This is a genomic window from Paracoccus rhizosphaerae (genome assembly GCF_026162645.1).
Lineage (GTDB): Bacteria > Pseudomonadota > Alphaproteobacteria > Rhodobacterales > Rhodobacteraceae > Paracoccus > Paracoccus rhizosphaerae.
This window is the reverse complement of record NZ_JAOTBE010000048.1, coordinates 1-26,890: the sequence shown is the minus strand read 5'-3', so window position 1 is coordinate 26,890 and position 26,890 is coordinate 1. Positions and strand designations below refer to the sequence as shown.

At 67.3% G+C, this 26,890-nt stretch carries 20 protein-coding genes, 1 tRNA gene and 2 pseudogenes; 7 read left to right on the top strand and 16 right to left on the bottom strand.

Features of this window, described 5'->3' with window-relative positions:
- Nucleotides 1-143: 143 nt before the first annotated feature.
- Nucleotides 144-704, bottom strand: a pseudogene (locus OC184_RS14720) (hypothetical protein); the annotation flags it as partial.
- A 192-nt stretch (nucleotides 705-896) separates the two neighbouring features.
- Here OC184_RS14720 and OC184_RS20510 point away from each other — a divergent pair.
- Nucleotides 897-1,109, top strand: a pseudogene (locus OC184_RS20510) (integrase core domain-containing protein); the annotation flags it as partial.
- A gap of 166 nt (nucleotides 1,110-1,275) precedes the next feature.
- Here OC184_RS20510 and OC184_RS14715 read toward each other — a convergent pair.
- Nucleotides 1,276-2,037 carry an NAD kinase gene (locus OC184_RS14715; RefSeq protein ID WP_265507939.1) on the bottom strand — a complete coding sequence of 254 codons (762 nt, stop codon included), beginning with the start codon at nucleotides 2,035-2,037 and terminating at the stop codon, nucleotides 1,276-1,278.
- 151 nt (nucleotides 2,038-2,188) lie between these two features.
- Here OC184_RS14715 and glyA point away from each other — a divergent pair, with 151 nt between their 5' ends.
- The gene (gene glyA, locus OC184_RS14710) at nucleotides 2,189-3,484 is read left to right on the top strand and encodes a serine hydroxymethyltransferase (RefSeq protein WP_265507938.1); all 1,296 of its coding nucleotides are present in this window, start codon (nucleotides 2,189-2,191) and stop codon (nucleotides 3,482-3,484) included.
- Nucleotides 3,485-3,534: 50 nt separating this feature from the next.
- Here glyA and OC184_RS14705 read toward each other — a convergent pair whose 3' ends face one another.
- The 7 genes from OC184_RS14705 to OC184_RS14675 form a co-directional block, all read right to left on the bottom strand.
- Complete coding sequence (locus OC184_RS14705; protein ID WP_265507937.1) at nucleotides 3,535-4,317, bottom strand: crotonase/enoyl-CoA hydratase family protein; 783 nt, start codon at nucleotides 4,315-4,317, stop codon at nucleotides 3,535-3,537.
- Nucleotides 4,310-5,173 (bottom strand): hydroxymethylglutaryl-CoA lyase, encoded by an 864-nt coding sequence (locus OC184_RS14700; protein ID WP_265507936.1) that lies wholly within the window; start codon nucleotides 5,171-5,173, stop codon nucleotides 4,310-4,312. Before OC184_RS14700 ends, OC184_RS14705 begins: the two co-directional genes overlap by 8 nt.
- Nucleotides 5,166-7,091, bottom strand: coding sequence for an acetyl/propionyl/methylcrotonyl-CoA carboxylase subunit alpha (locus tag OC184_RS14695; protein ID WP_265507935.1), 1,926 nt, complete (start codon nucleotides 7,089-7,091; stop codon nucleotides 5,166-5,168). Before OC184_RS14695 ends, OC184_RS14700 begins: the two co-directional genes overlap by 8 nt.
- 64 nt (nucleotides 7,092-7,155) lie before the next feature.
- Nucleotides 7,156-8,760 (bottom strand): carboxyl transferase domain-containing protein, encoded by a 1,605-nt coding sequence (locus tag OC184_RS14690; RefSeq protein ID WP_265507934.1) that lies wholly within the window; start codon nucleotides 8,758-8,760, stop codon nucleotides 7,156-7,158.
- Nucleotides 8,757-10,304 (bottom strand): AMP-binding protein, encoded by a 1,548-nt coding sequence (locus OC184_RS14685; RefSeq protein WP_265507933.1) that lies wholly within the window; start codon nucleotides 10,302-10,304, stop codon nucleotides 8,757-8,759. The genes OC184_RS14690 and OC184_RS14685 overlap by 4 nt, the downstream gene beginning before the upstream one ends.
- Nucleotides 10,304-10,750, bottom strand: coding sequence for a lysozyme inhibitor LprI family protein (locus OC184_RS14680; protein ID WP_265507932.1), 447 nt, complete (start codon nucleotides 10,748-10,750; stop codon nucleotides 10,304-10,306). The genes OC184_RS14685 and OC184_RS14680 overlap by 1 nt, the downstream gene beginning before the upstream one ends.
- The gene (locus OC184_RS14675; RefSeq protein WP_265507931.1) at nucleotides 10,750-11,910 is read right to left on the bottom strand and encodes an isovaleryl-CoA dehydrogenase; all 1,161 of its coding nucleotides are present in this window, start codon (nucleotides 11,908-11,910) and stop codon (nucleotides 10,750-10,752) included. The genes OC184_RS14680 and OC184_RS14675 overlap by 1 nt, the downstream gene beginning before the upstream one ends.
- Before the next feature lie 113 nt (nucleotides 11,911-12,023).
- Between OC184_RS14675 and OC184_RS14670 the strand changes: the two genes are divergently transcribed.
- Together OC184_RS14670 and cbiB are read left to right on the top strand one after the other, a co-directional pair.
- Nucleotides 12,024-12,623 carry a histidine phosphatase family protein gene (locus tag OC184_RS14670; RefSeq protein WP_265507930.1) on the top strand — a complete coding sequence of 200 codons (600 nt, stop codon included), beginning with the start codon at nucleotides 12,024-12,026 and terminating at the stop codon, nucleotides 12,621-12,623.
- Nucleotides 12,623-13,546, top strand: coding sequence for an adenosylcobinamide-phosphate synthase CbiB (gene cbiB, locus OC184_RS14665; protein ID WP_265507929.1), 924 nt, complete (start codon nucleotides 12,623-12,625; stop codon nucleotides 13,544-13,546). The genes OC184_RS14670 and cbiB overlap by 1 nt, the downstream gene beginning before the upstream one ends.
- Here cbiB and OC184_RS14660 read toward each other — a convergent pair.
- From OC184_RS14660 to OC184_RS14640, 5 genes are all read right to left on the bottom strand, one after another.
- Nucleotides 13,530-14,309 carry a transglutaminase-like domain-containing protein gene (locus OC184_RS14660; RefSeq protein WP_265507928.1) on the bottom strand — a complete coding sequence of 260 codons (780 nt, stop codon included), beginning with the start codon at nucleotides 14,307-14,309 and terminating at the stop codon, nucleotides 13,530-13,532. The genes cbiB and OC184_RS14660 overlap by 17 nt on opposite strands.
- A gap of 52 nt (nucleotides 14,310-14,361) precedes the next feature.
- Nucleotides 14,362-15,471, bottom strand: coding sequence for a sensor histidine kinase (locus OC184_RS14655; protein ID WP_265507927.1), 1,110 nt, complete (start codon nucleotides 15,469-15,471; stop codon nucleotides 14,362-14,364).
- Nucleotides 15,472-15,541: 70 nt separating this feature from the next.
- Nucleotides 15,542-16,783, bottom strand: a complete 1,242-nt coding sequence (locus OC184_RS14650; protein WP_265507926.1) for an AGE family epimerase/isomerase — start codon at nucleotides 16,781-16,783, stop codon at nucleotides 15,542-15,544.
- Nucleotides 16,784-16,792: 9 nt separating this feature from the next.
- Complete coding sequence (locus tag OC184_RS14645; protein WP_265507925.1) at nucleotides 16,793-19,090, bottom strand: Tex family protein; 2,298 nt, start codon at nucleotides 19,088-19,090, stop codon at nucleotides 16,793-16,795.
- Between the two features lie 36 nt (nucleotides 19,091-19,126).
- Entirely contained in the window at nucleotides 19,127-21,676 is a 2,550-nt protein-coding gene (locus OC184_RS14640) for a cation:proton antiporter (RefSeq protein WP_265507924.1), read from the bottom strand.
- A 164-nt stretch (nucleotides 21,677-21,840) separates the two neighbouring features.
- Here OC184_RS14640 and OC184_RS14635 point away from each other — a divergent pair, with 164 nt between their 5' ends.
- Nucleotides 21,841-22,908, top strand: a complete 1,068-nt coding sequence (locus OC184_RS14635; protein ID WP_265507923.1) for an alkene reductase — start codon at nucleotides 21,841-21,843, stop codon at nucleotides 22,906-22,908.
- Between the two features lie 48 nt (nucleotides 22,909-22,956).
- Here the strand turns inward: OC184_RS14635 and glnA are convergent, their stop codons facing one another.
- Nucleotides 22,957-24,363, bottom strand: coding sequence for a type I glutamate--ammonia ligase (glnA, locus tag OC184_RS14630; RefSeq protein WP_265507922.1), 1,407 nt, complete (start codon nucleotides 24,361-24,363; stop codon nucleotides 22,957-22,959).
- 78 nt (nucleotides 24,364-24,441) lie between these two features.
- Nucleotides 24,442-24,780 (bottom strand): P-II family nitrogen regulator, encoded by a 339-nt coding sequence (locus OC184_RS14625; protein WP_265507921.1) that lies wholly within the window; start codon nucleotides 24,778-24,780, stop codon nucleotides 24,442-24,444.
- A gap of 155 nt (nucleotides 24,781-24,935) precedes the next feature.
- On the opposite strand from OC184_RS14625, the gene OC184_RS14620 reads away from it, so the two are divergent.
- Together OC184_RS14620 and OC184_RS14615 are read left to right on the top strand one after the other, a co-directional pair.
- The gene (locus tag OC184_RS14620) at nucleotides 24,936-26,495 is read left to right on the top strand and encodes an NAD(P)H-hydrate dehydratase (RefSeq protein WP_322630209.1); all 1,560 of its coding nucleotides are present in this window, start codon (nucleotides 24,936-24,938) and stop codon (nucleotides 26,493-26,495) included.
- A 47-nt stretch (nucleotides 26,496-26,542) separates the two neighbouring features.
- Nucleotides 26,543-26,627 (top strand) — tRNA-Leu (locus OC184_RS14615).
- Nucleotides 26,628-26,890: the final 263 nt, after the last annotated feature.

Genomic DNA, 26,890 nt, shown 5'->3' with positions numbered 1-26,890 from the left:
GAGGCCTTCGCCCGCATCGACACCGAGGAGATCGACCCCATTCTCAGCATAACCACGAAAGCCGCCTGATCATGCCCTCAGGCCTCCCGGGAAATTACACCAGCTTGACGGACGTGACCGTGATGCGTCAGGATACGATGCTACAGTTCGGTCCTGGGACACGTGACCATCTCGCAGGTTTTCGACAGATCCTGAGTGTCGCTGGTGCGAGCCACCAGCGGGTCGTGAAAGACCTGGACGGCCCCGATCTGCAGCATTCGCAGGATCACCTGCGCATCCTTTGGGCCGTCTCCGGGCTTACGCGGCCCCACTAGGGCCACGGTCCCTCCGACTGTCCCAGCAGTTGTGCAGCGCCTCCCGGGTGCGGACGAGGGCGACGGAAGACACGAGCCTCAACTCGAAACCAGCGGCGCCGAGGGCGAACGTCAGCGGCCAGTGATAGTTGCCGGCAAGCCGATGCCTTGACCATTGAGCCCGATCTTGGCCGGGAGATCGAAGCTCCGCAGGATCCCTATCAGGCGCCGATAATCGTGGGCGGTGTTCAGCACCGTGATCCGGCGGCGGCGTGACTTGCCAGGCACGGCGATCAGCACCTCGTGCCGGTTGTTGGAAATGTCGATGCCTGCAAGAACGCGGGCAGCCGTCGCAATAGTGGCCTTGATCTTGGCCGGATCTCGCTCAGCAGTGTGGCGCCAAACCAGCATAGAGACGTGAGCCCCGGCTATGGCCGTCCGCTGCGCAACTTGAGGGCTACGCATGCGGCCATAGCCCGCTTTAGCGCTTCATTCACAACATGCTATGGTCCGGAGTCCGTCACCACGACGGTTTGGGACGGAATGGCCGCCGTCGGTGCAAAGGCCTATGTCGACTTGGGGTCGCATTAGCAGAACAGCTTTTGTCAAAGCCTCAACGCGAAGCCCAAGGACGAGTTGCTGACCGAGGAGATCTTCTACAGCTCGACCGAAGCGCGGATCGTCATCGAGAAATGGCTGAAGCATTGCAATACCAAGCGCCCGCACTCATCCCGGCTTATCGGCCGACAGCTCCGGAGGTCGTGCAATGGCCGGCTTCGCCATTCAAAACCGCTTCGCCGGCCACCACGACCATAGTTCCCAGGCGCCTCATGAACTAAGACTGAAAGCGGACCTCTTCATCGGGGCTGGTTCTAAGTCCAGTCAAAGACCATAGATCGCTTGAGCCTCCAACCGCCGTTGGCGGACAACCACATAATTCGATGCAGCCGTGAGTGGGCGAACGCCTTGCAGACATGCTGCTTCAGACGAACTGCTCGCGCAGAAGGCGCTCATCCAGGCCGTGGCCGGGATCGAAGAGCAGCCGGTGGCTGATGTCGGACGCGCTTCGGATCTGGACGCGGATCACGTTGCGGACCGAGCGGCTGTCAGCGTCGGCCATGACCGGGCGACGGGCGGGGTTCAGGACCTCGACCACCACTTCGGCCTCTTTCGGCAGCAGGGCGCCGCGCCACCGGCGAGGGCGGAAGGGCGCAATGGCGGTCAGGGCCAGAACCTCGGCCCCGATGGGCAGGATCGGACCGTGCGCGGAATAGTTGTAGGCGGTGGACCCGGCCGGGGTTGCAACAAGCGCACCGTCGCAGACCAGCTCCTCCATCCGCATGCGGCCATCGACGTGGATCCGCAGCTTCGCCGCCTGCGGACCCTCGCGCAGAAGGCTGACCTCGTTGATCGCCAGGGCCTCGTGGCAGGTGCCGTCGGCGCAGGTCGCGCGCATCCGCAGAGGGTTGATCGAGGTCTCTTCGGCCTCGGCCAGCCGCGCGGGCAGGTCGTCGTCTGCAAAGGCGTTCATCAGAAAGCCCACCGTGCCGCGGTTCATGCCATAGACCGGAACGCCCAGCCCCTGCGTGACATGCAGTGTCTGCAGCATGAACCCGTCGCCACCAAGCGCCACCACGACGTCAGCGCGGTCCAGCGGCGTGTCGCCATAGCGGGCGGTCAGCGTGGTCAACGCCTCGCGGGCCAGTTCGGCATGGCTTGCCGTGAAATGTATCCTGGGCGTCATGGACCGCGTCATTCCTGTTCGCCTGCACCATCACGCGGGGCCGCGCCGATGACAAGCCCCGGCGAGTCGCCGCTTTTGTCACTTTTCGCACCGCGACCGTTGCGATAGAAGACGCCAACCGCCGCCCCTGCAACCGAAAGGACCGAGGACGATGAACGCCCCGACCCGCGACAACGGCTTCTTCACCGAAACTCTGGCCAGCCGCGATCCCGACATCGCGCAGGCTGTCACTCAGGAACTGGGGCGTCAGCGCGACGAGATCGAGCTGATCGCGTCCGAAAACATCGTCAGCCGCGCCGTGCTTGAGGCGCAGGGATCGGTCCTGACGAACAAATATGCCGAAGGGTATCCGGGCAAGCGCTATTACGGCGGCTGCCAGTTCGTCGACATCGCCGAGAACCTGGCCATCGACCGCGCCAAGCAACTGTTCGGCTGCGAATTCGCCAACGTCCAGCCGAACAGCGGCAGCCAGATGAACCAGGCCGTGTTCCTTGCCCTGCTGCAGCCGGGCGACACGTTCATGGGACTGGACCTGAACTCGGGCGGTCACCTGACCCACGGATCGCCAGTCAACATGTCGGGCAAGTGGTTCAACGTGGTCAGCTATGGCGTGCGCCAGCAGGACCAGCAGCTGGACATGGAGGCGATCGCCGAAAGCGCCCGCCAGCACAAGCCCAAGCTGATCATCGCCGGCGGCACGGCCTATAGCCGGGTCTGGGACTGGGCCGCCTTCCGCAAGATCGCGGACGAGGTCGGCGCCTACCTGATGGTGGACATGGCCCATATCGCGGGCCTGGTGGCCGGCGGCGTGCACCCCTCGCCCGTCCCGCATGCCCATGTCGTGACCTCGACCACGCACAAGTCGCTGCGCGGCCCGCGCGGCGGTCTGATTCTGACCAACGACGCCGAGATCGCCAAGAAGGTGAACAGCGCCGTCTTCCCCGGCCTTCAGGGCGGTCCGCTGATGCACGTCATCGCTGCCAAGGCCGTCGCCTTCGGCGAGGCGCTGCGCCCCGAGTTCAAGAGCTATGCGGCACAGGTCGTCAAGAACGCCCAAGCGATGGCGGACGAGCTGATGAAGGGCGGCATTGACATCGTGTCGGGCGGTACCGACAACCACCTGTGCCTGGCCGACCTGCGCCCGAAGAAAGTGACCGGCAAGGCGACCGAGGCCGCGCTTGGCCGCGCGCACATCACCTGCAACAAGAACGGTGTGCCGTTCGATCCGGAAAAGCCCTTCGTTACCTCGGGCATCCGCCTGGGCGCGCCTGCGGGCACGACGCGCGGCTTTGCTGAGGCCGAGTTCCGGCAGATCGCCCGCTGGATCGTCGAGGTCGTGGACGGACTGGCCGCGCATGGCGAAGACGGCAATGCCGACGTCGAGGCGAAGGTCCGCGCCGAAGTCTCGGAACTCTGCGGTCGCTTCCCGCTCTATCCCAACCTTTGATCATGGTCCCGCCGCCCCGACAGGCGGCGGGCCATCAGCCGTAACGCCAGTCACGCTTGCCAGCGTGGCTTGCGCTTGTCGAAGAAGGCGGCGATCCCCTCGGGCGCCTCGGTCCCCTGCCATACCGTGACAAGACGATCGACGCTGTCGTTGATGACGGCGTCGTCGATTACCGGGCCAAGCGACCGGCACTGGGCCTTGGCGGCCGCGACGGCTGCCGGCGCGGCATCGAGAAACGGCGCGACCTCGGCCTCGACCGCGGCGTCGAGGTCTTCGGGCGCGACCGCGCGTGCCGCAAGGTTCAACGTGACCGCCTCGGCCGCATCGAAGATCCGGGCCGAGAAGAAGACGCGGCGCGCCATCGGCTCGCCCATCCGGGCGACCACATAGGGTCCGATCGTCGCCGGGATCAGGCCAAGCCGCACCTCGGTCAGTCCGAACTTCGCGGTCGTCGCGGCGATCGCGATGTCGCAGACCGACATGATGCCCACGCCGCCGCCGAAGGCATTGCCGTGCACGCGCGCAATCAGCGGCTTGGGCATCAGGTTCAGCGCCGACAGCATGCCGGCCAGCGCATGGGCGCCATTCCTCCGTGTCGCCTCATCGGCGTCCATCTGCTGGCGCATCCAGCCGAGGTCGCCGCCGGCGCAGAAGCTGGCGCCTTCCGCAGCCACGACGACCACCCGTACCGCCGGGTCCGCGCCAAACGCGGCCGCGGCCTCGGTCAACTCGTCCATCATCTGGCGGGACAGCGCGTTGTGCTTTTGGGGCCGCGCCAGCCACAGCGTTGCGATGCCGCGCGCGTCGGTCTCGATCCGGATTGTCTCAGGCATCGGCATTCCCCCGCAAGGCGCGCGCCATGTCGGCCGCGCGCCGGATGATGTGCATGTTCAGCCCATGTACGAAGCCGCAGGCCGACAGATGCGCCGCCAGCGTCTCGGTCGCGACGTTGCCCGCCGCACCCGGCGCATAGGGGCAGCCCCCCAGACCGCCGACGGCCGCATCGAAGATCCTCAGGCCCCGCGCCAGACTGGCATCGACATTGTCCAGCGCCCGGCCCGCCGTGTCGTGGAAATGGCCTGCCAGCCGGTCTGCTGGAAGCTCGTCCAGGACCGCCGACAGCATGGCATCGACAGTTTCGGGGCGGCCTTGGCCGATGGTGTCTCCAAGGCTGATCTCGGCACACCCCATGTCCCGCAGGGCGGCGGCGACCCTGGCGACCTGAGCCGGCGGCGTGGGTCCGTCGAAGGGGCAGTCCGTGACCACGCTGACATAGCCCCGCAATGCGATCCCGTCTGCCTGTGCGGCCTCGGCCACAGGGGCTAGGCGCTCGAGGCTTTCTGCGATCGAGGCGTTCAGGTTCGCGCGGCTGAAGCCTTCGGACGCGCTGGCGAAAATCGCAACCTCGTCGGCGCCAGCGGCCCGCGCGGCTTGATACCCGCGCAGGTTCGGCGTCAGGACGGCATAGCGAATGCCCGGGGCGCGCGTCATACCAGCCATGACCTCGGCCGCGTCGGCCAGCTGCGGCACCCATTTGGGCGACACGAAGCTTGTCACCTCGATGCGACGGAAGCCCCCCTGCGACAACAAGTCCACCAGCGCAATCTTCTGCGCCGCAGGGATCAGCCGCTTTTCGTTCTGCAGCCCGTCGCGCGGGCCCATCTCGAAGATCTCGACGCGCTCAGTCATCGACGGCCTCCAGGCGGATCAGCGGTGCGCCGGCCTCAACCTGATCGCCGGCCGCGGCCAGAACCTCGGCCACCAGGCCGTCGCGGGACGCGGTCAGGCTGTGCTCCATCTTCATGGCTTCCAGCACGACCAGCCTGTCGCCGGCCGCCACCTGCTGCCCCTGCGTGACATGGACGGCCTTGACCAGACCGGGCATCGGAGAGCGGGTCAGCCCATCGCCCGCATCGTCGGCGCCGGTGCGCGCCAGCGGATCAAGCGCCGTCAGATGCACGGTGCGGCCGCCGAAGACGCTGACCCCTGCCCCGTGGCTGACGATGCGTTCACGGCAGAGATCGCCGTCGACCCACCAGCGGTCGCCCTGCCAGCGCACCTCATGCGACCGGTCCAGCGTCACGCGCGCGACACCGGGGCCCAGAACCTCCAGCACGGCCTGTCCGCCGTCCCAGGCCACCGTCCGCCGCAGAGGCTGCCACAGCGTCGCGCCGCCACGAACCGCAGGATCGGCCAGCCCCGCGAGCCCAACGACCCCCAGCACCAGCGCCCGAGCATCTGGCGCCGAATCCGCGATTAGCGTGTCCAGGTCACGGGCGATCAGGCCGGTGTCGACCTGACCGCGGCGGAAACCGTCATGCCGCGCCAACGCGATCAGGAAATCAAGGTTCGTGACCGAGCCTGCGACCTCGGTATCGACCAGCGCCTGTTCCAGCGCCCGCAAGGCCACCGCACGTGTCGCCCCATGCGTCACCACCTTGGCGATCATGGGATCGTACCAAGGGCTGATGCTGTCTCCGGGCCGGACACCCGTCTCGATCCGCGCACCTTGTGGGAAATGCAGATGGGCCAGTCGCCCGGTCGCGGGCAGGAAGCCCGCCGGCACATCCTCGGCATAGAGCCGCGCCTCGAAGGCGTGGCCGCGGATGGTGAGGTCTTCCTGACGCGCTGGAAGACTTTCGCCGCTGGCCACGCGCAGCTGCCATTCGACCAGGTCGATGCCGGTGATCGCCTCGGTCACCGGATGCTCGACCTGCAGGCGGGTGTTCATTTCCATGAACCAGAACCGGTCAGGCCGCAGGCCGTCGCTGCCGTCGACGATGAACTCGATCGTGCCTGCGCCGGCATAGCCGATCGCCTCGGCTGCCCTGACAGCCGCCTGTCCCATCGCATCGCGCATCTGGGGCGTCATGCCGGGGGCCGGCGCTTCTTCGATGACCTTCTGGTGGCGTCGCTGCAAGGAACAGTCTCGCTCGAACAGGTGCACGGCCCGGGTGCCGTCGCCGAAGACCTGAACCTCGATATGGCGTGGCGACTGGACGTATTTCTCGACCAGGACGTCAGCGTTGCCAAAGGCCTTCCGGGCCTCGGACTGCGCCGATTCCAGCGCCTCGGGGAACTTCGCGGGGCTGTCGACCTGCCGCATGCCCTTGCCGCCGCCACCGGCCACCGCCTTGATCAGCACGGGATAGCCGATCTGGTCGGCAGCCTGCGCCAGACGCGCCGGGTCTTGGTCGGAACCATGGTAACCCGGAACGACGGGAACGCCCGCCTCCTCCATCAGCGCCTTGGCCGCGTCCTTCAGGCCCATGGCGCGGATGGCTTGGGCAGATGGGCCGATGAAGACCAGGCCGGCGGCCTCGACGGCATCCACGAAATCCGGGTTCTCGGACAGGAAGCCATAGCCCGGATGGATCGCATGCGCGCCAGTGGCCTTGGCGGCGGCAATGATCGCATCGCCCCGCAGATAGCTGTCGGCAGGCGCAGGGCCGCCCAGGTGCACCGCCTGGTCAGCCATTGCCACATGCCGTGCCGCCCGGTCGGCATCGGAATAGACGGCGACCGTCGCGACCCCCATGCGCCGGCAGGTGTCGATCACCCGACAGGCAATCTCGCCTCGGTTGGCGATCAGGATCTTGTCGAACATGGCTGCCCCCTTCTTGAACGCCCGCCGTATCTTCTGTGCAAAGTGATATCCGCCATGGTCACGCTCACATCCGGAACAGGCCAAAGCGCGTCGGCGCGATGGGCGCGTTCAGCGACGCCCGCAGCGACAGCGCCAGGACATCGCGCGTCTTGCGCGGGTCGATGATCCCGTCGTCCCAGAGCCGGGCAGAGGCATAGAGCGGGTGCGACTGCCGCTCGAACATCTCGATAGTCGGGCGCTTGAACTCGGCCTCCTCCTCGGGCAGCCAAGTGCCGCCCTGCCGCTCGATCCCTTCGCGGCGGACGGTTGCCAGGACGCCCGCCGCCTGTTCCCCGCCCATCACGCTGATGCGGCTGTTGGGCCAGGTCCAAAGGAAGCGCGGCGAATAGGCCCGCCCCGCCATGCCATAGTTGCCGGCGCCGAAGCTGCCGCCGACCAGCATGGTGATCTTGGGGACGCTGGTCGTGGCCACGGCTGTGACCATCTTGGCGCCGTGGCGGGCGATGCCCTCGTTCTCGTATTTGCGACCGACCATGAAGCCGGTGATGTTCTGCAGGAACACCAGCGGAATGCCGCGCTGGCTGCAGAGTTCGATGAAATGCGCGCCCTTCTGCGCGGCCTCGCTGAAGAGGACGCCGTTGTTGGCGACGATGCCCACGGGGCATCCCTCGACATGGGCGAAGCCCGTCACCAAGGTCTCGCCGAAGCGGGCCTTGAACTCGTCGAAGCGCGATCCGTCGACGACGCGGGCGATCACCTCGCGGATGTCATAGGGGGTGCGCAGGTCGGCGGGAACGACGCCCAGGATCTCCTCGGGGTCATGGGCGGGCAGTTCCGGCGACTGCCATTGCAACGTGTCGGGCATCCGGCGGTTCAGGTTGCCGATCGCGCGCCGCGCCTGCGCCAGCGCATGGGCGTCATCCTCGGCCAGATAGTCCGCAACGCCCGACAGGCGCGTGTGCACGTCGCCACCGCCCAGATCCTCGGCGCTGACGACCTCTCCGGTCGCGGCCTTGACCAGCGGTGGCCCCGCCAGGAAGATCGTTCCTTGGCCCCGCACGATGATCGTGACGTCAGACATCGCCGGCACATAAGCGCCGCCTGCGGTGCAGGACCCCATAACGACGGCGATCTGCGGGATGCCCTTCGCGCTCATCCGGGCCTGGTTGAAGAAGATGCGGCCGAAGTGGTCGCGGTCTGGAAAGACCTCGTCCTGGTTGGGCAGGTTCGCACCGCCGCTGTCGACCAGATAGACGCAAGGCAGATGGCATTCCTCGGCGATCTCCTGTGCGCGGAGGTGCTTCTTGACCGTCATCGGGTAATAGGTGCCACCCTTCACCGTCGCGTCGTTGGCAACGACCATGACGTCCTGTCCGTGCACCCGCCCCACGCCGGCTATGACCCCCGCGCAGGGCGCTGCACCGTCATAGAGGCCGTGGGCCGCCGTGGCGCCGACCTCAAGGAAGGGGCTGCCGGGGTCCAGAAGGTTCGCCACCCGTTCGCGTGGCGGCATCTTGCCACGACCGGTGTGACGCTCCATCGCCTTCGGCCCGCCGCCGGCGGCCGCGGCTTCGGCGGCCTGGCGCGCGGTATCCAGCAGCGCCAGATGGGCCTCACGGTTGGCACGGAACTGCTCGGAAGACGGCAGCGCGGACGACGTCAGCTTCATGTCGGTGTCTCCTCGGTCGTGGCCAGCTTGCGCAACTCTCGGCGCATGACCTTGCCGGTCACGGTCATCGGCAGGGCATCAAGGAACGCGATCTCTCGCGGATAGGAATGGGCGGCCGATTGGCTGCGGGCGTGGGCCTGAAGCTCGGCCGCCAATTCGTCCGACGGCTGAAATCCTGCGCGCAACACGATGTAGGCCTTGACGATTTCCGTCCGCAGCGGATCAGGCTTGCCGACCACGCCGACCTGCGCGACGGCCGGGTGGCGCAGCAGGCAGTCCTCGATTTCGGACGGGCCGATGCGATAGCCGGCCGAGGTGATGACGTCGTCGTCGCGCCCGACGAAGCGGATATGGCCGTCCTCGATGATGCCCCTGTCGCCAGTGATCATCCAGTCGCCGCGGAACTTGGCCGCCGTCTCATCAGGCTTCTGCCAGTAGCCCAGCATCATGCTGCCGGCGCCGCGCCTGACCGCGATGTCGCCCTCGCCATCGGTGGGCCGCCCGTCGCTGTCGACGACCTGGACGTCGAAGCCTGGCACCGCGCGGCCGATCGCGCCGGGGCGTTCGGCAAACATCGCCCCGCTGCCCGAGGCGACCATGTTGCACTCTGTCTGGCCGTAGAATTCGTTGATCGTCAGCCCAAAGGCATCACGCCCCCAGTTGAGCATCTCGGCGCCCAGTGTCTCGCCCCCCGACGCCACGCTGCGCAGCCCCGGCACCCTGACGTCGGCGGCCTTCAGCATCTTCAGCGCCGTCGGCGGGAAGAAGACGTTCCGGATCGCGCAATCGTCGATCAGCCGCGACACCGCGGCCGGATCGAACTTGGGCATTCGCGCCGCCACGACCGGCACGCCTAGTGCAAGGGCCGGCATCGCCACGTCGAACAGCCCGCCGATCCAGGCCCAGTCGGCAGGGGTCCAGATCACGTCACCGGGCTGGCCCAGCAGATCGTGGCTCATCTCGACGCCGGGCAGATGGCCGGTCAACACGCGGTGGCCATGCAGCGCCCCCTTTGGTGCTCCGGTGGTCCCCGATGTATAGATGATCACCGCAGGATCGTCCGGTCCCGTTGACCGTGTGGGAAAACCAGCGGTCTCCGGCAGCCCGTCCTCGGGGACGACGACCCGCAGTTCCGGGAACGGCCGCAGCATCTCCCTCCCTTCCGGGTCGGCGATAACGGTGGCGATGCCCGCATCCTGCAGCCGCAACGCCAGTGCCTCGGGCCCGAACAGCTTGAAGAGCGGGACCGAGATCGCGGCCGATTTCCAGACCGCCAGATGAGCCGCCGCGGTCCAGGCCGACTGCGTACGGAGGATACCGATGCGGTCGCCCGGCGCGGCCGCCAGCGCGTGGGCCAGCCGATCGGTCATGGCGGTCAGCTCACCTATCGTGACAGGACGCGGCTGACCGTCATGTTCGATGATCGCAATGCCGACCGGGTCGTGGTCAAGGCATTGGTCCGCCATGTTGAGGCGTGCCGGGAACTGCCACCGGAACTCGGCGCGCAGGCGGTCGTAATCGGCGTGGGTCAGCAGCCGGTCCATCAGCCCCCCTCTCTGGCCGAGGCTTCCAGCCGCATCGCCTGCATAGCGGTCAGTTCCATCTGGCACTGAACCCGAACGGTGCCTGCCAGGCTGCCGCCCTCATAGCGCGCGGCTTCATAGTCGCAGGCGGCGTCGCGGAAGCCGATCCAGGCGCGCTGCATCTGCCGCAGCGCGTCGGCGCGGTCCGGCGTCGCGTTTTCCATCCCAAACCGGTAGGCGTCGTTCAACCGCCCGTCCCAGAAATCCCGCTCCTCGGCCAGACACGTGTTCATGCCAAGCGTCGTGTGGCCGCCCTCGCCCTCCATGCAGGCGCTTGCTGCCACTCCGATGCAGTCATGACCACCATCGGCCGCCAGACAATCGGTCACGGGCGCTGGATCGAACTCCGGGCCATCCTGCGCAAACGCGGGCGCGGCCGACAGTGCAAGCACGATCAGGACGCGCATCAGACCAGCCCCATCAGTTCCCGACCGATGAGCATGCGGCGGATCTCGCTGGTGCCGGCGCCGATCTCCATCAGCTTGGCATCGCGGAAGAGGCGGCTGACAGCGCTGTCGTTCAGGAAGCCGGCCCCGCCAAGCGCCTGCACCGCCTGGTGCGCCTGTACCATCGCCTGTTCGCTGGCGTAAAGCACAGCGCCCGCCGCATCCTGCCGGGTCACCTTGCCGGCGTCGCAGGCGCGCGCCACCTCATAGACATAGGCGCGGGCGGTATTCAACGCGACATACATGTCGGCGATCTTGCCCTGCATCAGCTGGAACGACCCGATCGGCTGCCCGAACTGCCGCCGTTCCGCCACATAGGGCATCACCGCATCAAGGCACGCCGCCATGATTCCGGTGCCGATGCCCGAGAGGACCACGCGTTCGTAATCCAGCCCCGACATCAGCACCCGAACGCCCCGGCCCTCCTCGCCCAGGACGTTCTCGAACGGGATCTCGCAATTCTCGAAGATCAACTCGCCCGTATTCGATCCGCGCATCCCCAGCTTGTCGAAATGCGGCCCGGTCGAGAAACCGGACATCCCGCGTTCGACGATGAAGGCCGTGATGCCCTTCGACCCGGCTTCCGGGTCGGTCTTGGCATAGACCACCAGCGTCTGCGCGTCGGGCGCATTGGTGATCCAGTATTTATTGCCGTTCAGGACATAGCGATCATTACGCTTTTCGGCCCGCAGTTTCATGCCGACGACGTCGCTGCCGGCGCCCTCCTCGGACATGGCCAGCGCGCCAACCGCCTTGCCGCTGCAGAGGTCGGGCAGGTACTTCGCCTTCTGCGCGTCAGAGCCGTTCAGCTTGATCTGGTTCACGCAGAGGTTCGAATGCGCGCCATAGGACAGGCTGACGCTGGCGCTGGCGCGCGCAATCTCTTCGACCGCGATGACGTGGGCCAGGTATCCCATGCCCGCGCCGCCCCACTCTTCGGGGACGGTGATGCCAAGAAGGCCAAGCTCGCCCATCTCAGGCCACAGGTCGTTGGGGAAAGCGTTCGAGCTGTCGACACCGGCCGCCAAAGGCGCGACGCGGTCCTGCGCCCACCGGTGGACCATGTCGCGCAGCGCATTCACGTCCTCGCCCAGATCGAACTCCATGCCACGCGTGAACATCGCGATCCCCCCTCCCCGGTTTATTGAACGCTTGTTCATTTCCATAGAGCAGGTCCGGCCCGCCCGTCAAGCACAGGCTGCGCGCCTGCCGGCATTGCGTCAAGCGCCGGGGCTTGCCCTGGACGGCAATGATCGCCAAGAAGTCCCCGAACCTGACCGACAAGGCATCGATGCGGCTGACGATCCTGCGCCACGCGCCCTGCATACCGGACGGCCGCATGGTCGGACGTCGCGACGTCGCAGCTGATTGCGGCGACTTTCCCGCACTGGAGCGGCAGCGCGGCCGGATTGGCGCGCCGTCGCAGGTGATCGCCAGCCCCGCCCTGCGCTGCCGGCAGACGGCAAAGGCCCTCGGCCTGTCCCCCGACAGGTTCGAGCCGCTGCTGTGGGAACAGGATTTCGGAAGGTGGGAGGACTTGGCGCCGGACCGGCTGCCGGACTTGGGCAGGCTGACGCCCGCGCAACTTGCCCGCCACCGCCCCGAAAAAGGCGAGAGCTTTGACGACATGGCGGCGCGGGTGATCCCCGTGCTGCGATCGCTGGACCGCGACAGCCTGCTGATCGCGCACGCGGGCACCGTCCGAGCGGCGCTGTCGATGGTCGTCGGCCCTGCCGCGCTCTCCTTTGCCGTCGCGCCCCTGTCGCTGACCATACTATCCCGGCATGACGACGACTGGGCGGTCGAGGCGGTCAACATCCGGGGCGACCTTTGATGGCACTGGTGGCGGTGCTGGCGCTGATCCTCGACGCTGCGGTGGGCTGGCCCGACCCGCTGTTCCGCCGGATCGGGCATCCGGTAACCTGGCTGGGCCTGCTGATATCGGCGCTGGACCGGGCGCTGAACATCGGCAGGGCGAGACGTGCCAAGGGCGCGGTTGCCGTCGCCGTCGTCCTGACGGCTGCCCTCGTTCCGGCCGTGGCGCTGCAGGCGTGGCTCGGGCCGTGGGCCGCCGGCGTGCTGGCCTGGCCCCTGGTGGCGGCGCGGTCGCTGGACGAGCATCTACGCGCCGTCGCGGAACCGCTTGGTCGCGCGGACCTCGCGCAGGCGCGGCAGGCCACGGCGATGATCGTCGGGCGCGACGTCAGCCAGGCAGAGGAACCTGCGCTGACCCGCGCCAGCCTCGAAAGCCTTGCCGAGAACTCCAGCGACGGCGTCTTTGCGCCGCTGTTTTGGGCGGCAGTGGCGGGGCTGCCGGGCATCGCAGCCTACAAGGCGATCAACACGCTCGATTCGATGATTGGCCATCGGACGCCCCGGCACGAGGCGTTCGGCATGTTGGCCGCGCGGCTGGACGATCTGGCGAACCTAGTGCCGGCGCGGATGTCGGCGGTGCTGATCGCCTTGGCGGCAGGTCGCAGCGCCGGTGCGGCGCTGCGCTGCGCCTGGCGCGACGCATCCGCGCACCGCTCACCCAATGCCGGCTGGCCCGAGGGCGCGATGGCGGGCGCCTTGGGGGTCAGGCTGTCGGGGCCCCGCGTCTATGCCGACCACATCGCGCGTGAGCCCTGGCTGAACGGCCAAGCCCCGGACCCGGACGTGCATCACCTGTGGCGCGGCATCGCGATCTATCGGCGCGCGGTCGCCCTTGCAGGCGCTCTGCTGCTGACGCTGGCGCTGATCAGTCCAGCCGCGTGACGGCGACCGTCTGGGTCAGCAGTTCCGCCGCGGGGATGGTCGTCAGGAACGCCACGTCGGTCGCGTCCCGGCCCACGGCAACCAGCGCCATCTCATCGGCCTGGGCCATGCCGGTGGGGTCGACCAGGTGCCAGTCGCCGGACAGAAAGACCTGCACGACGGCGTGGAAGTCCTGCGGCTCGACGGCCGGGGCATAGACGCTGGCGATCCGCGCGGGGATCTGGGCAGCCCGGCACAGCGCGATCAGCAGGTGGGCATAATCGCGGCACACGCCGCGTCCCTCAATGTAGGTGTCCGCGGCTGTCGTGTTGCCGTCGCTGACGCCAGCCACATAGTCCAGATGAGCCTCGACCCAATCCCGCATCGCCGCCACCTTCGCCCCGCCCGACAGGCCCCCGAACCGCGAGGTCGCGAGGTTTGTGAACCGATCGGCCTCGCAATAGCGTGAGGGAAGCAGATAGCGCAGGGCATCGCCCGGCATATGCTCGACCTGGACGGCGTCCAGTTCCGCAAGGTCAGGGCGCGTCCGGGTCACCTGCACAACTGCGGAATAGGTACAGGTCATGCGATCCCCGAGCCGCATGACGATCCGCTCTCCGATGCCTTCCTCGGCTGCGACGCGGGCGAAGTGGCTGGGTTCCTGCACGTCGATCCGCGTGTCGGACAGCACCTGCCCCTCGACGCCGGCCGCCTCGACCACGAGGATGGCCGCGCCTGGCGACGCCAGACGATAGTCGAGGGCCACGTCTATCTTCATCCGCATCGGCGGCTCCTGTCTTCCGGGTGTCCTGCGCTGACAAAGCGCGTTTATCAGCTTATACCGCGGTCTGGGCGGCGGGCGTCTCGATCAGCAGCGACACGTCGACCGCCGCACCCCCAAGCGCCGAGGCGCGAAACGTGATGTCACCGCCCATTTCCGAGGAATAGATCCGGCAGATCTGCATACCAAGCCCGTGCGAACGGGCGGGATCGAAACCATCGGGCAGCCCCGGCCCGTCATCCTCGACCGAGATCACCAGCCTCTCGTCGGGCCGGGTCAGGCGCAGGACGATGCGCGTCTGGTGGTCGGTGCCGCCATGCTTGACGGCATTACCCATCAGCTCGGCCAGGATCTGGCCGATGGCGGCGGCCTGCGAGGGGCTGGCATGGAGCGGTTCGGACAGTTCGATCTGGACGTCCAGCTGGCAGTTCAGCGCGCCGCAAAGATCCTTGGCCAACGCGTGCAGATACTCGGACAGGTCAAGCCGGCCCGCGCCGGGGTCCAGGTGCAGCTGCTCGTGCACACGGGCCAGCGTGACGATGCGGCTGGCGGCCTCGGCCAGCAGGCCCCCGGCCTCGCTGCCGGCGTGGTTTCGCGCCTGCAGGCGCAGAAGCCCGATGACGGCGGCAAAGCTGTTTTTCACGCGGTGGTCGATCTCTCCCATCAGGATCTTCTGACGGGCCAGCGCGGCGTCCTTCTGCGCGATCTCGTCCTGCAGGCGCTGGCGCGCGGTCACAGTGGCCGTGACGTCGCGCGACAGCGAGACGATGCGCTCGATCTGTCCCGTCGCGCCCCGGACCGGCCCGGTGGTAACGTGCCACCAGCGCGGGGTTCCGGCGAAGGTCGCGCGGAAGGCCTCGAAGGTGCTGACCTCGCCGCGGCGTGCGGCGGCGATGGCGGCCTCGATCATCGGGCGCTGCTCCTCGGGCCACATCGCGGTCCACTGGCGGTCTTCGACGCCGCGGGCGTCGGCAATCTCCATCGCGGTGACGCCGTTGCTGTTCATGAAGCTGACCCGGCCATCAAGCTCGATCAGCTTGATGCAGTCGGGCGAGCTGTTCAAGATCGACAGGGCGAACGCGCCCTCCGAACCTGCAAGCAGGTCAAGGGCGCGAAGGTCCGGGTTGGCGCTGCGCGGTTGGGCAGGCGCGGTATCGTTCGGCAAGGAAGCTACCTCGAAGGCGGGGCGGCGGGTTCGCCGGATCGTCCACCGTTCGCAATCTTGGCCGAACCTGTCAAGGGTGCCCGCTGATGGACGGAGCGTCAGCCTGCCGCAGCGGTTGAAGCCGCGACAGCGCCGCCCCGTGATGCGAGAGATCGGGCACCAGCGGCAACAGGTCCGCCTGAAGCGCGTGATAGATTTCGGGCTTGCCCGCGAACTGCGACTCCGACGGCTGGCCGGCATCGTCAAGCTCGGGGTACCAACCGCCGCGCCGGGGGTCGATCAGGTGCCGCTCGGCGAAGGCCCAGAGCCTGCGATACCACTCGGCGTCCGCGGGCCGCGGGTCCAGCTTGATCAGCGCGGCGACCGCGCCGATGGCCTCGGTCACCGGCCACCAGTAGCGTGATGCGCGGTCGACGCGGCCGTCGCGGACCGTATAGACCAGACCGCCCCGCGCCTGGTCCCATCCGTCGGCCAAGGCGGTCGCGACAAGCGCGCGGGCCTGCTGCGGCGCGGTGTCCGACTGCCGGCCGCCAAGGTCCCACCAGTGCAGCAGCAGGCGCGCCATTTCGAAGCTGTGCCCAGGCGTGGTGCCTGCCGGCCTGAACACCGGGTTGCCAGCATAATCAGGGTCGGGCCGCCAGTCCTGATCGTAATGTTCCGGGATACGCCAGCCGTGTGCCGCCGCCTGACCGCCGATGAAGAAGTCCAGGATGCGCCCGGCACGGGACAGGAACAGCGGGTCGCCCGTCGCCTCGTGCGCGGCCAGCAACGCCTCGACACCGTGCATGTTGGCGTTCATGCCGCGATAGGTCGAGAAGGGCTGCCAGTCGCGTGTGAGCTCGTCCCGGAAACGCCCTGCATCCTCGTCCCAGAAGTGGCGTTCCAGAACGTCGCGGATGTCGTCCAGCAGCCGGTCCGCATCCGGGTGTCCGGCCATCCGTGCCGACGACGCCGCCAGCAGGACGAAGACGTGGCCATAGGCCAGCTTGGTGGCGTCGGCGGGACCCTCACCCGTGATCGACCACATATATCCGCCGTGATGGGCGTCGCGGTGCCGACGCCACAGATCCTCCATGCCGCGGTCGATGACGCCGGCGCGGTCCGGCCGGCCGGCCAGCTGCGCCAGCGCATAAGAATGGACCAGCCGCGTTGTCGTGTGCAGCTCTTGCAGGGTGCCGGGCAGCGGTTGACCATCGTGGTCCAGCGTCCTGAACCCGTCAGCGGCCACGCTGTTGTCAAAGAAATCCAGCGCCCGGTGGGCATCCCGGATCAGGAAGGCGCGATGATCGGCATCGTCAAGTATGATCGGCATTGTCATCCCTTATCGTTTGCGCAAGGCATCGGCCAGGGCCGAGCCGAAAGCGCCCTGCCCCGCGGCCTGCGGCGCGGCCTTCACGGCGCGGCCCTTGTGCTGCGGCTTCGGCCGTGGGTCGGACGCCGCCTGTCCGCCGTCCTTGCGCATGGTCAGGCCGATCCGCTTGCGGGTGACGTCCACCTCGGTCACGCGGACGCGGACCACGTCGCCCGCCCTCACCACCTCGTGCGGGTCCTTGACGAAGCGGTCGGCCAGCTGGCTGACATGGACGAGGCCGTCTTGATGGACGCCGATGTCGACGAAGGCGCCGAAGGCCGCGACGTTGGTGACCGTGCCTTCCAGCGACATGCCGGGACGCAGGTCCTTGATGTCCTCGACCCCTTCGGCAAAGCTGGCGGTAACGAAGCCTGGGCGCGGGTCGCGGCCGGGCTTCTCCAGTTCGGCCAGAATGTCGCGCACGGTCGGCAGGCCGAAGTCGCCGGTCACAAAATCCGCAGGGTTCAGGCGCTTCAGCGCCGCACCATCGCCCATGAGCGTCCGCAGATCGCGCCCGCAGGCGGCGACGATCCGGCGCGCGATGCCATAAGCCTCGGGGTGGACGGCCGAGGCGTCCAGCGCCTCGTCCCCGTCGCGGATGCGCAGGAAACCGGCGCATTGTTCAAACGCGCGCGGCCCGAGGCCCGCGACCTTCTTCAGCGCCGTCCGGGACCGGAAGGCGCCCTGCGCATCGCGATGCGCGACAATGGCCTGCGCCAGCGACGGCCCCAACCCCGCCACATGCGCCAGAAGCGGCGCGGAAGCCGTGTTCAGATCGACGCCGACGGCGTTGACGGCATCCTCAACCACGGCCTCCAGCGACTTGGCCAGCTGCCGCTGGTCGACGTCGTGCTGGTACTGGCCGACGCCGATGGACTGTGGCGGCACCTTGACCAGCTCCGCCAGCGGGTCCTGCAGGCGCCGGGCAATCGACACCGCACCGCGCAGCGAAACATCAAGGTCCGGAAACTCTTTCGCGGCCAACTCGGATGCCGAATAGACCGAGGCCCCGGCCTCGGACACGATTACCTTGGTCGGCGCCTTGGTGCCCTTGGGCAGGCGCTTCAGCACGTCGGCGACCAGGCGTTCGGTTTCGCGGCTGGCGGTGCCGTTGCCGATGGCGATCAGGTCGATGCCGTGGCGCGCGATCAGCGCCAGCAGCGTGGCCTCGGCCCCGCGCAGGTCGTTCCTGGGCTGGAACGGATAGATGGTCGCCGTTTCCAGCAGCTTGCCGGTCTGGTCCACGACGGCGATCTTGCAGCCGGTGCGGATGCCCGGATCGATCCCCAGTGTCGCGCGCGGCCCGGCCGGCGCAGCCAGCAGAAGGTCACGCAGGTTGCGGGCGAAGACCTGGATCGCTTCGTCATGGGCCCGCTTGCGCAGTTCAGTCAGCAGGTCGATATACATCGTGCTCGACAGCCGCACCCGCCAGGTCCAGCCTGCCACGCCACGCAGCCAGTCGGCACCCGGTCCCTGCCCAAGCGGCCCCAGCCCCTGCGCCACGATCCCCTCGGCCCGCGCCGTGCCGGTTTCCGGGTCCGGAGAGATGTCGATCGTCACGACCTCTTCCTTGGCGGCGCGCAGAATCGCCAGGGCGCGATGGCCGGGGATGCCCGCCCAGGTTTCGCGATGGTCGAAATAGTCGTTAAACTTGGCGCCCGCCTCCTCTTTCCCGGCGACGACGCGGGCGGCGATCAGCGCTTCGCGCCGCATGAAGTCGCGCAGCCGGCCCAGCACTCCGGCGTTCTCGGACAGCTCCTCGACCAGGATGTCGCGCGCGCCTTCCAAGGCCGCCTTGGGGGTTTCGACGGCGCCCTGAACGAAGTCCGGGGCCAGCCCCGCCGGGTCGCGCGCAGGATCCGCCTGGATCGCGCGCAGCAGCGGCTCCAGCCCGTTTTCGCGCGCGATCATCGCCTTTGTGCGGCGCTTGGACTTGAAGGGAAGATAAATGTCTTCCAGTGCCGCCTTGGTATCGGCCGTCGCGATGGCGCGGATCAGATCGTCGGTCAGCTTGCCCTGATCCCGGATCGATCCCAGGATCGCCGTGCGGCGGGCCTCCATCTCTCGCAGATAGGTCAGCCGCTCCGAAAGCGTGCGCAGCTGCGTGTCGTCAAGCCCGCCCGTGACCTCCTTGCGATAGCGTGCGACGAAGGGGACGGTGGCGCCGCCATCCAGCAGGCCTGCGGCGGCACTGACCTGCGCGGGCGTCGCCGCGATTTCGTTGGCGATCTGCCGGGCGATGCGGCTGGCGGTCTGGGCGGCGTCCATGGGAAACCCTTCGATCGTGTTCTTCAAAGCGCCTGTCTAGCCCGCCGCCCGCGTCTCGCCAAGCGGGGCGTCAATCTGAAGTTCGGGCAGGCGCAGGACCTCTTGCCCGGCGGCCTTTCCGGTCAGGCTGGTGCGGACCGCCTCGCGCAGCGCGGCAGAGCGCTTCAGCACCCGGCGGAAGTCCGTCTCATCCAGGACCAGAAGGCTGGTGGGCGTGATCGCGCGGACGTCGGCGCGCCTCATGCGGCTGGTCAGGACGCCCATCTGACCGAACATCTCACCACGTCCCAGGCGCATGGACTGGCCCGCGACCTCCTGCTCGACCGCGCCGGAGGCGACGAAGAAGACCGACCGCGCCGGGGTGTCCTTGCGCGTGATCACGTGGCCTGCGTTGACATAGCGGGTGCGGATCGCTCGGGCCAGCCGCCGCATCTCGGCATCGTCGAGGTCGGTGAACAGGGGGAACTGTCGGACCAGGTCGTTCTTGCGCAAGGCCAGGTCAAGCTTCGGCCGTCCCTCGGTCGCGGCACGCCTGCGGTTGATGTCGGCCATCAGTTCGGTATGGACCTCTGACCCGATCAGGCCATCCTCTCTCATGGCGGCGTATTCGCGTTCTTCAAGGCGCAGGGCGGTGCGGCGGATGAAGCGACGCTCGAGCTCTTCAGCATAGCCCGGATACTGCAGTCGCAGCCCTTCAAGCGCGGTGTCCACGGCCTCGATCCGGCGGTTGAGCAGTTCGTGCAGCAGTTCGGCCACGCGGCGGCCGTGGATGCGGCGAATACGGCCGTCGATGAAGCTGTGAAGATCACGAAGGATCAGGCGCTTTGCCAGCAACATCTCGAATCGGTCGGCGGTCATGCGGGCCAGCTGGCCCGGCATTCCCAGTCGATTGCGCAGGAAGGCGGCGAACCGGAAGGCCGCGCCATAGCGCAGGCTTGACCGCGCCGCCCGCTGGTATCCCGTCCTGCCGCCCGAGCGCGCCCCCTCGATCAGGCGGTCGGCGTCGAACAGCGCCTGTTCCGACAGCCTGGCCGAGATGGCGCGTTCGCGAAAGCGCTGCAGGATCACCTCGCGCTCATGGCCCGCCAGCGCGATCAGCCCCAGGGTGATGCGGTCGCGGTCCAGGATCTCGGCGTTGTCCTCGGCCTCGGCACGCTCGACCGCCTCGTCGAGGCGGGTGCCAAAGCGCTTGGCCTCGGATCTGACGGTCTCTCGGGTCAGGTCATAGTTCTCGGTCGCGCTGGCCACGCCTTCGCGCACCGACTGAAGCGCCACGGCGACCACCTGGTTTGACAGCGCCCGGTCCAGCGGCGACAGCCTGTCCAGCCCCAGAAGCCCGATCACCCACCGCAGCGTCGTCCCCTGGACGATCAGCGTGAACAGCGTGAAGCCCGTGGCGACGATCCCGACCAGCCGCTTGGTTTCGACCGGCACGCGCAGGCTTTCGGTGACGGCCAGGGCCAGCGCCAGCGTCACCGCGCCGCGAAGCCCGCCCCACATGATCGCCACGCGGTAGGGGCGCTGGATGCGCGGCGACAGTCGCAACCCGGTCAGCAGCGGCAGCAGCCCGAAGAGGATGATCGCCCGCGCCACAAAGGCCGCAAGGACGACCACGACCACAAGGCCAAGGTCGCTCAGCCGCAGTTCGACCAGCAGGCGCGGGATCAGCAGGGCAGCCAGAATGAAGATCAGCGCCCCGGCCCAATGCGCCAGTAAGCCCCAAACCTCTCTCAGGTTGATCCAGAAGCCGGGGGCCAGTCGGCCCGGCCCGATGAAGTTCAGCGTCAGGCCCGCCCCCACGACGGCCACCACGCCCGACGCGCCGGCCAACTGTTCCGCGCCGATATAGGCCAGATAGGGGACCGCCACCGAAACCGAGATCTGCGCGGTCTCGAACCGGGAAAACAGGCTCATCAGGATCAACGCCAGCCGCGCCACCAGCCAGCCTGCCAGTGCGCCGCCGATGATCAGGCCGGGAAAGCGCCCCACGGCCTCGCCCAGGTCGGGGTTCGGCACGCCCAGCATGACAAAGCCCATGAACAGCCCGAAGAGCGCGATGGCGGCGGCATCGTTCAGCAGGCTTTCGCCCTCGATAATCCGGGCCAGCCGCTTGGGCGCGGAGAGCGACCGGAAGATGCTGACCACCGCCGAGGGGTCCGTTGTGGACACGATCGACCCGATCAGCAGGCACACCATCAACGGCAAGCCGCTGATCCATGACAGCGCAAAGCCGATGGTCAAGGTCGCCACCACCACGGCGACCACGGCCAGCGTCAGGATCGGCACCCAGTCGTCCAGCATCCGGCGGATGTTCATCTCCAGCGTGGCCTGGAAGATCAGCGTCGGCAGGAAGACATACATGAAGACGCTGGACCTGATCGGCAGGGACAGCACGCTCTCGGCAATCGGGTTCAGCGTGTCGGTCAGTTCGGTCCGCAGCAGGAAGATCGCGCCGCCGCCGATCAGGATGCCGATCGCCGCCAGCATCACGCTGAAGGGCAGCGACAGGCGGGCCGCAAGCGGCTCGGCCGCCGCGATCAGCAGGAAGAGGACGGCCGTGAAGGTGGTCAGCAAAACGATATCCATTCCCATCGGATACCGGCACTTCACGGATGAGGGAAGCGGCGGGAAACCTTGGGGCTGCCTCTTTTGCATGGCTGACGCCGTTGTGATGCATGGCTGCCGTCTTGAAATCTGCAGACTCTGCATACAGCTGCTGACGCATTGATTGTAAGAGAAAGGTCTTTCACATGCCGTCGATGTTCGAGCCCGTGACACTTGGCGCGGTGACGCTGCGCAACCGCATCGTCATGGCGCCGCTGACCCGCAGCCGTGCTGGCGAAGCGCGCGTTCCGAACGACCTGATGGTCGAATATTATCGCCAGCGTGCGGGCGCCGGGATGATCCTGACCGAGGCGACCAGCGTCTCGCCGATGGGCGTCGGATATGAGGCGACGCCGGGCATCTGGAACGATGAGCAGGTCAAGGGCTGGTCGCGCGTGACCGAGGCTGTCCACAGCCAAGGCGGGCTGATCTTCCTGCAGCTGTGGCATGTCGGGCGCATCTCTGACCCGCAGCTTCTGGACGGGCAGCTGCCGGTGGCGCCGTCGGCTATCAAGCCCGGCGGCCATGTCAGCCTTCTGCGCCCCAAGCGTCCCTACGCGACACCTCGCGCTTTGGAGACCGACGAGATCCCGGACATCGTCGAGGCGTTCCGCAAGGGCGCCGAGAACGCGCGCCGCGCAGGTTTCGACGGGGTCGAGATCCATGCCGCGAACGGCTATCTGATCGACCAGTTCCTGCAGGACCGCGCCAACCAGCGCGGCGACGCCTATGGCGGCAGCATCGAGAACCGCACGCGCCTGCTGGAGGAGATCGCGGATGCGGTCATCGGCGTCTGGGGTGCTGATCGCGTTGGCGTGCACCTGGCGCCGCGCGGCGACGAGCACGACATGGGCGACAGCGATCCGCGCGCCCTGTTCACGCAGGTCGCCCGTCAGATGGGCCGCCGCGGGCTGGCGTTCCTGTGCCTGCGCGAAAAGGTGGCCGACGACAGCCTGCTGGACGCGATCCGTGACTCCTTCGGCGGCCCCGTCATCGCCAACGAAGGCCTGACCCGCGACACGGCGCAGGCGCTGCTGGACGACGGCCGCGCCGATGCCGTGGCCTTCGGCCGTGACTTCATCGCGACGCCCGATCTTCCCGAACGCTTCCGTCAGGGCCTGCCCCTGAACGAACAGGACCCGTCGACCTTCTATGCCGGCGGTGCTGAAGGCTATACCGACTATCCGGCCACGACCCGGATCGCGGCCGAATAAGCGAAAAGGGCGGTCTTGCGACCGCCCTTCCCGTTTCTGCCGATCTGATCAGCAGCTGTAGTACATCTGGTATTCGACCGGATGGGGCGTGTGCTCGTAGGCGTAGACCTCTTCCCACTTCAGCGCGATATAGCCCTGCAGCTGGTCGCGGGTGAAGACGTCCCCCGCCAGCAGGAAGTCCATGTCCTTCTCCAGCTCTTCCAGCGCCTCGCGCAGCGAACCGCAGACGGTCGGGATTTCTGCCAGCTCCTCCGGCGGCAGGTCGTAGAGGTCCTTGTCCGATGCGGGACCCGGATCGATCTTGTTCCTGATGCCGTCGAGGCCTGCCATCAGCAGCGCCGAGAACGCCAGGTAGGGGTTCGCCGCCGGATCGGGGAAGCGGGCCTCGACACGCTTGGCCTTCGGCGACTCCGTCCACGGAATGCGGACACAGCCCGAGCGGTTGCGGGCCGAGTACGCCCGCAGCACCGGGGCCTCGAAGCCGGGGATCAGGCGCTTGTAGCTGTTGGTCGAGGGGTTCGTGAGCGCGTTCAACGCCTTGGCATGCTTCAGGATACCGCCGATGAACCACAGGGCTTCCTGCGACAGGTCGGCATACTTGTCGCCCGCGAAGAGCGGTTTGCCGTCCTTCCAGATCGACATGTTGACGTGCATCCCCGACCCGTTGTCGCCCTTCATGGGCTTGGGCATGAACGTGACCGACTTGCCATAGGCATGGGCCACGTTGTGGATGACGTACTTGTATTTCTGGATGTTGTCGGCCTGCTCGACCAGCCCGCCGAAGATCAGGCCCAATTCGTGCTGCGCAGTGGCTACCTCGTGATGGTGCTTGTCGACTTTCATGCCCATGCGCTTCATGGTGGACAGCATCTCGCCGCGGATGTCCTGGGCGGCGTCGATCGGGTTCACCGGGAAGTAGCCGCCCTTGTGGCCGGCACGGTGGGCCTGGTTGCCCATCTCGTATTCGGTGTCGGTGTTCCAGGCGGCATCGGTCGAGTCGATCTGGAACGACACCTTCTGTGGCGTGACGGAATAGCGCACGTCGTCAAAGATGAAGAACTCGGCCTCGGGCCCGAAATAGGCGGTGTCGCCGATGCCCGACGCCTTCAGATAGGCCTCGGCCTTGGCGGCGGTGCCGCGCGGGTCACGGCTGTAGGGTTCGCCCGTGTCAGGCTCGACCACGTTGCAATGCACGCAGAGCGTCTTTTCCGCGTAGAACGGATCGATATAGACCGATGCAGGATCCAGGATCAGTTTCATGTCCGACTGGTCGATCGACTTCCAGCCAGCGATCGAGCTGCCGTCGAACATGAAGCCTTCCTCGAAGAAGTCCTCATCGATCAGGTCAACGTCCAGCGTCACATGCTGAAGCTTGCCTTTGGGATCGGTGAAGCGGACGTCGACATAGGCGACCTCCTCCTTCTCGATCAGCTTCAAGACGTCCTTGATTTCCATCTCTTCCCTCTCTTCGTAGTTGCGACCCGGCGGCCTTGGCGGCCGGGCGCAGAGATTGCTGTGTGTGGCCAGTCGCGGTCAGACCGCGTCGTCGCCCGTTTCGCCCGTACGGATGCGGATCGCCTGTTCAACGGGCAGGACGAAGATCTTGCCGTCGCCGATCTTCTCGGTCCGGGCGGCGCCAATGATGGCCTCGATGGCGGCATCGACCTGGTCGTCGGGCAGCACCATCTCGATCTTCACCTTGGGCAGGAAGTCGACGACGTATTCGGCGCCGCGATACAGCTCGGTATGGCCCTTCTGGCGACCGAAGCCCTTGACCTCGGTGACGGAAAGACCCTGCACGCCGACTTCCTGCAGCGCCTCCTTCACGTCGTCCAGCTTGAACGGCTTGATGATCGCCTCGATCTTCTTCATCGCAATTGATCCTTCCTCGCGGCTTGCCTGAAGTCTGATTGGCGCGTTTGGTTGGTGGCGTAAATGAGCCAGAATGATCTTGGAAGTCATGTTGCGCATCACCAGGCGCAACTGCACAATTTTTGATCATGCAGCACAAGGATTGAACAGTTTCGATGATGCAGGACACCGAAATCATCACCTGCGCCCAAATGCGCGCCATCGAATCCGCCGCAATGGGCAGCGGCGCGGTCACCGGACTGGAGCTGATGATGCGGGCTGGGAGGGCGGTTGCCGGGCAGATCCGGCTGCGCTGGCCGAGGCCCGGACGGGCAACGGTCCTTTGCGGCCAAGGCAACAACGGCGGGGACGGCTATGTCATTGCGGTAGCGCTGTCCGATGCGGGGTGGGACGTGCGCGTGCTGGGCGACCCGACGCGGACCGGCAGCGATGCCGCAGCCGCACGGGCGGCTTGGGACGGCCCGGTGCTGCCCCTGACCTACGCCAACCTGCGCGCTGGCCCATCATCCGATATCTATGTGGACGCGATCTTAGGCACAGGCCTGACGCGGCCGCCCGAGGGTGAAGTCGCCGCGGTGCTTCGTCACCTGGGCGGTGACGCAGGCTTCTATCGGCCGCGGCTGGTGGCTGTCGATGCGCCAAGCGGGCTGTGCCTCGACAGCGGCCAGGTGCTGGGCGTCGGGCGAGGTATCCTGCCGCCGGACGCCCTGCGCGTCGCGATCACCGTCACCTTCGACAGCCCGCGTCCCGGCCACCTGCTGGAGCATGGCCCGACCGTCTGCGGCAAGCTCGTCGTCGCGGATATCGGCCTGGAGCCGTTCCGGACGACCCAGGCTGCTACGTTGACGGCCCTCTGGCCGCGGTTCCAGATCCCAGACAGGCGGCTGCGCGCGTCGGCTAATGGGGATTGGCTTCGCAAGAAGAACGTCGGTGCCGGGCACAAGTACAGCCACGGATCGGCGCTGGTCATCGCGGGCGGGCCGGGAACGGGCGGCGCGGCGCGGCTTGCGGCCCGCGCAGCTTTGCGCGTGGGTGCGGGGCTGGTCACCCTGGGTCCCACGCCGGATGCCTTGGCCGAGCACGCCCTGCCCCCGGATGCGTTGATGCGCCGCCCGATCGTCGATGCCGACGCCCTGACGGAGATGCTGTCAGACCAACGCCTGCGGGGGCTGTGCATCGGCCCAGGTTGCGGCGTTCCTCGGGCCAAGGCGTTGCTGCCAGCCGCCTGCGCGGCCGACCGGCCGATGGTGCTGGACGCAGACGCGCTGACAGCTTTCGCCGAGGCGCCTTTGCCTTTGCCAAAAGACTGCGTGCTGACGCCGCACCAAGGCGAGTTCGCGCGCGTTTTCCCCGACCTGGCAAAGGAGCTGTCGCGGCTCGGCGGGCCGGACAAGGTGTCCGTTCTCCGTCTTGCGGCGCAACGAAGCAAGGCCATCGTCCTGCTGAAAGGCCCGGACACGGTCATTGCGGGGCCAGAGGGACAGGCGGCCATTCATTCGGACGCCAATATCCCGTGGCTGGCCACGGCGGGGGCCGGCGACGTTTTGGCGGGCATGATCGCGGGGCTTCTGGCGCGGGGTTTGCCCGCCTTCAACGCAGCCTGTGTGGCCGTCTCGCTCCATGCGGCGGCCGCTCGGCATCACGGTTCGGGCCTGATCGCCGATGATCTTCCGGACGCCCTGCCTGCCGTCCTGCGGGATTGGCCGGATCGCTGAGATTGCCCCTCGCGCAGGCGGAAAGGCTCTGCTAGAAGACGCTCGATGCGGGTGTGGCGAAATTGGCAGACGCACCAGATTTAGGTTCTGGCGCCGCAAGGCGTGGGGGTTCAAGTCCCTCCACCCGCACCACCAAACTCCCAGAAGACGCAGTGTCGGCGCTGGAGTCCGGGGCAATTCTTAATAATCGGACCCGAGAAATCGATTGTACCCGCGATAATCGCAGGCAAGATATGAGCCCCTAGGTTTATGAACGCTGCTCGACACGTCTGACAGGCGTTGTTGCGTAACTCTGACGTGGGACGATTCACATCGCGAACCCGTGCGGTTAGACGGGTCGCATGAGTAAGCCTCCACCCGCCCGCTACCGCACGACGAACTGGTCCAGCTATAAC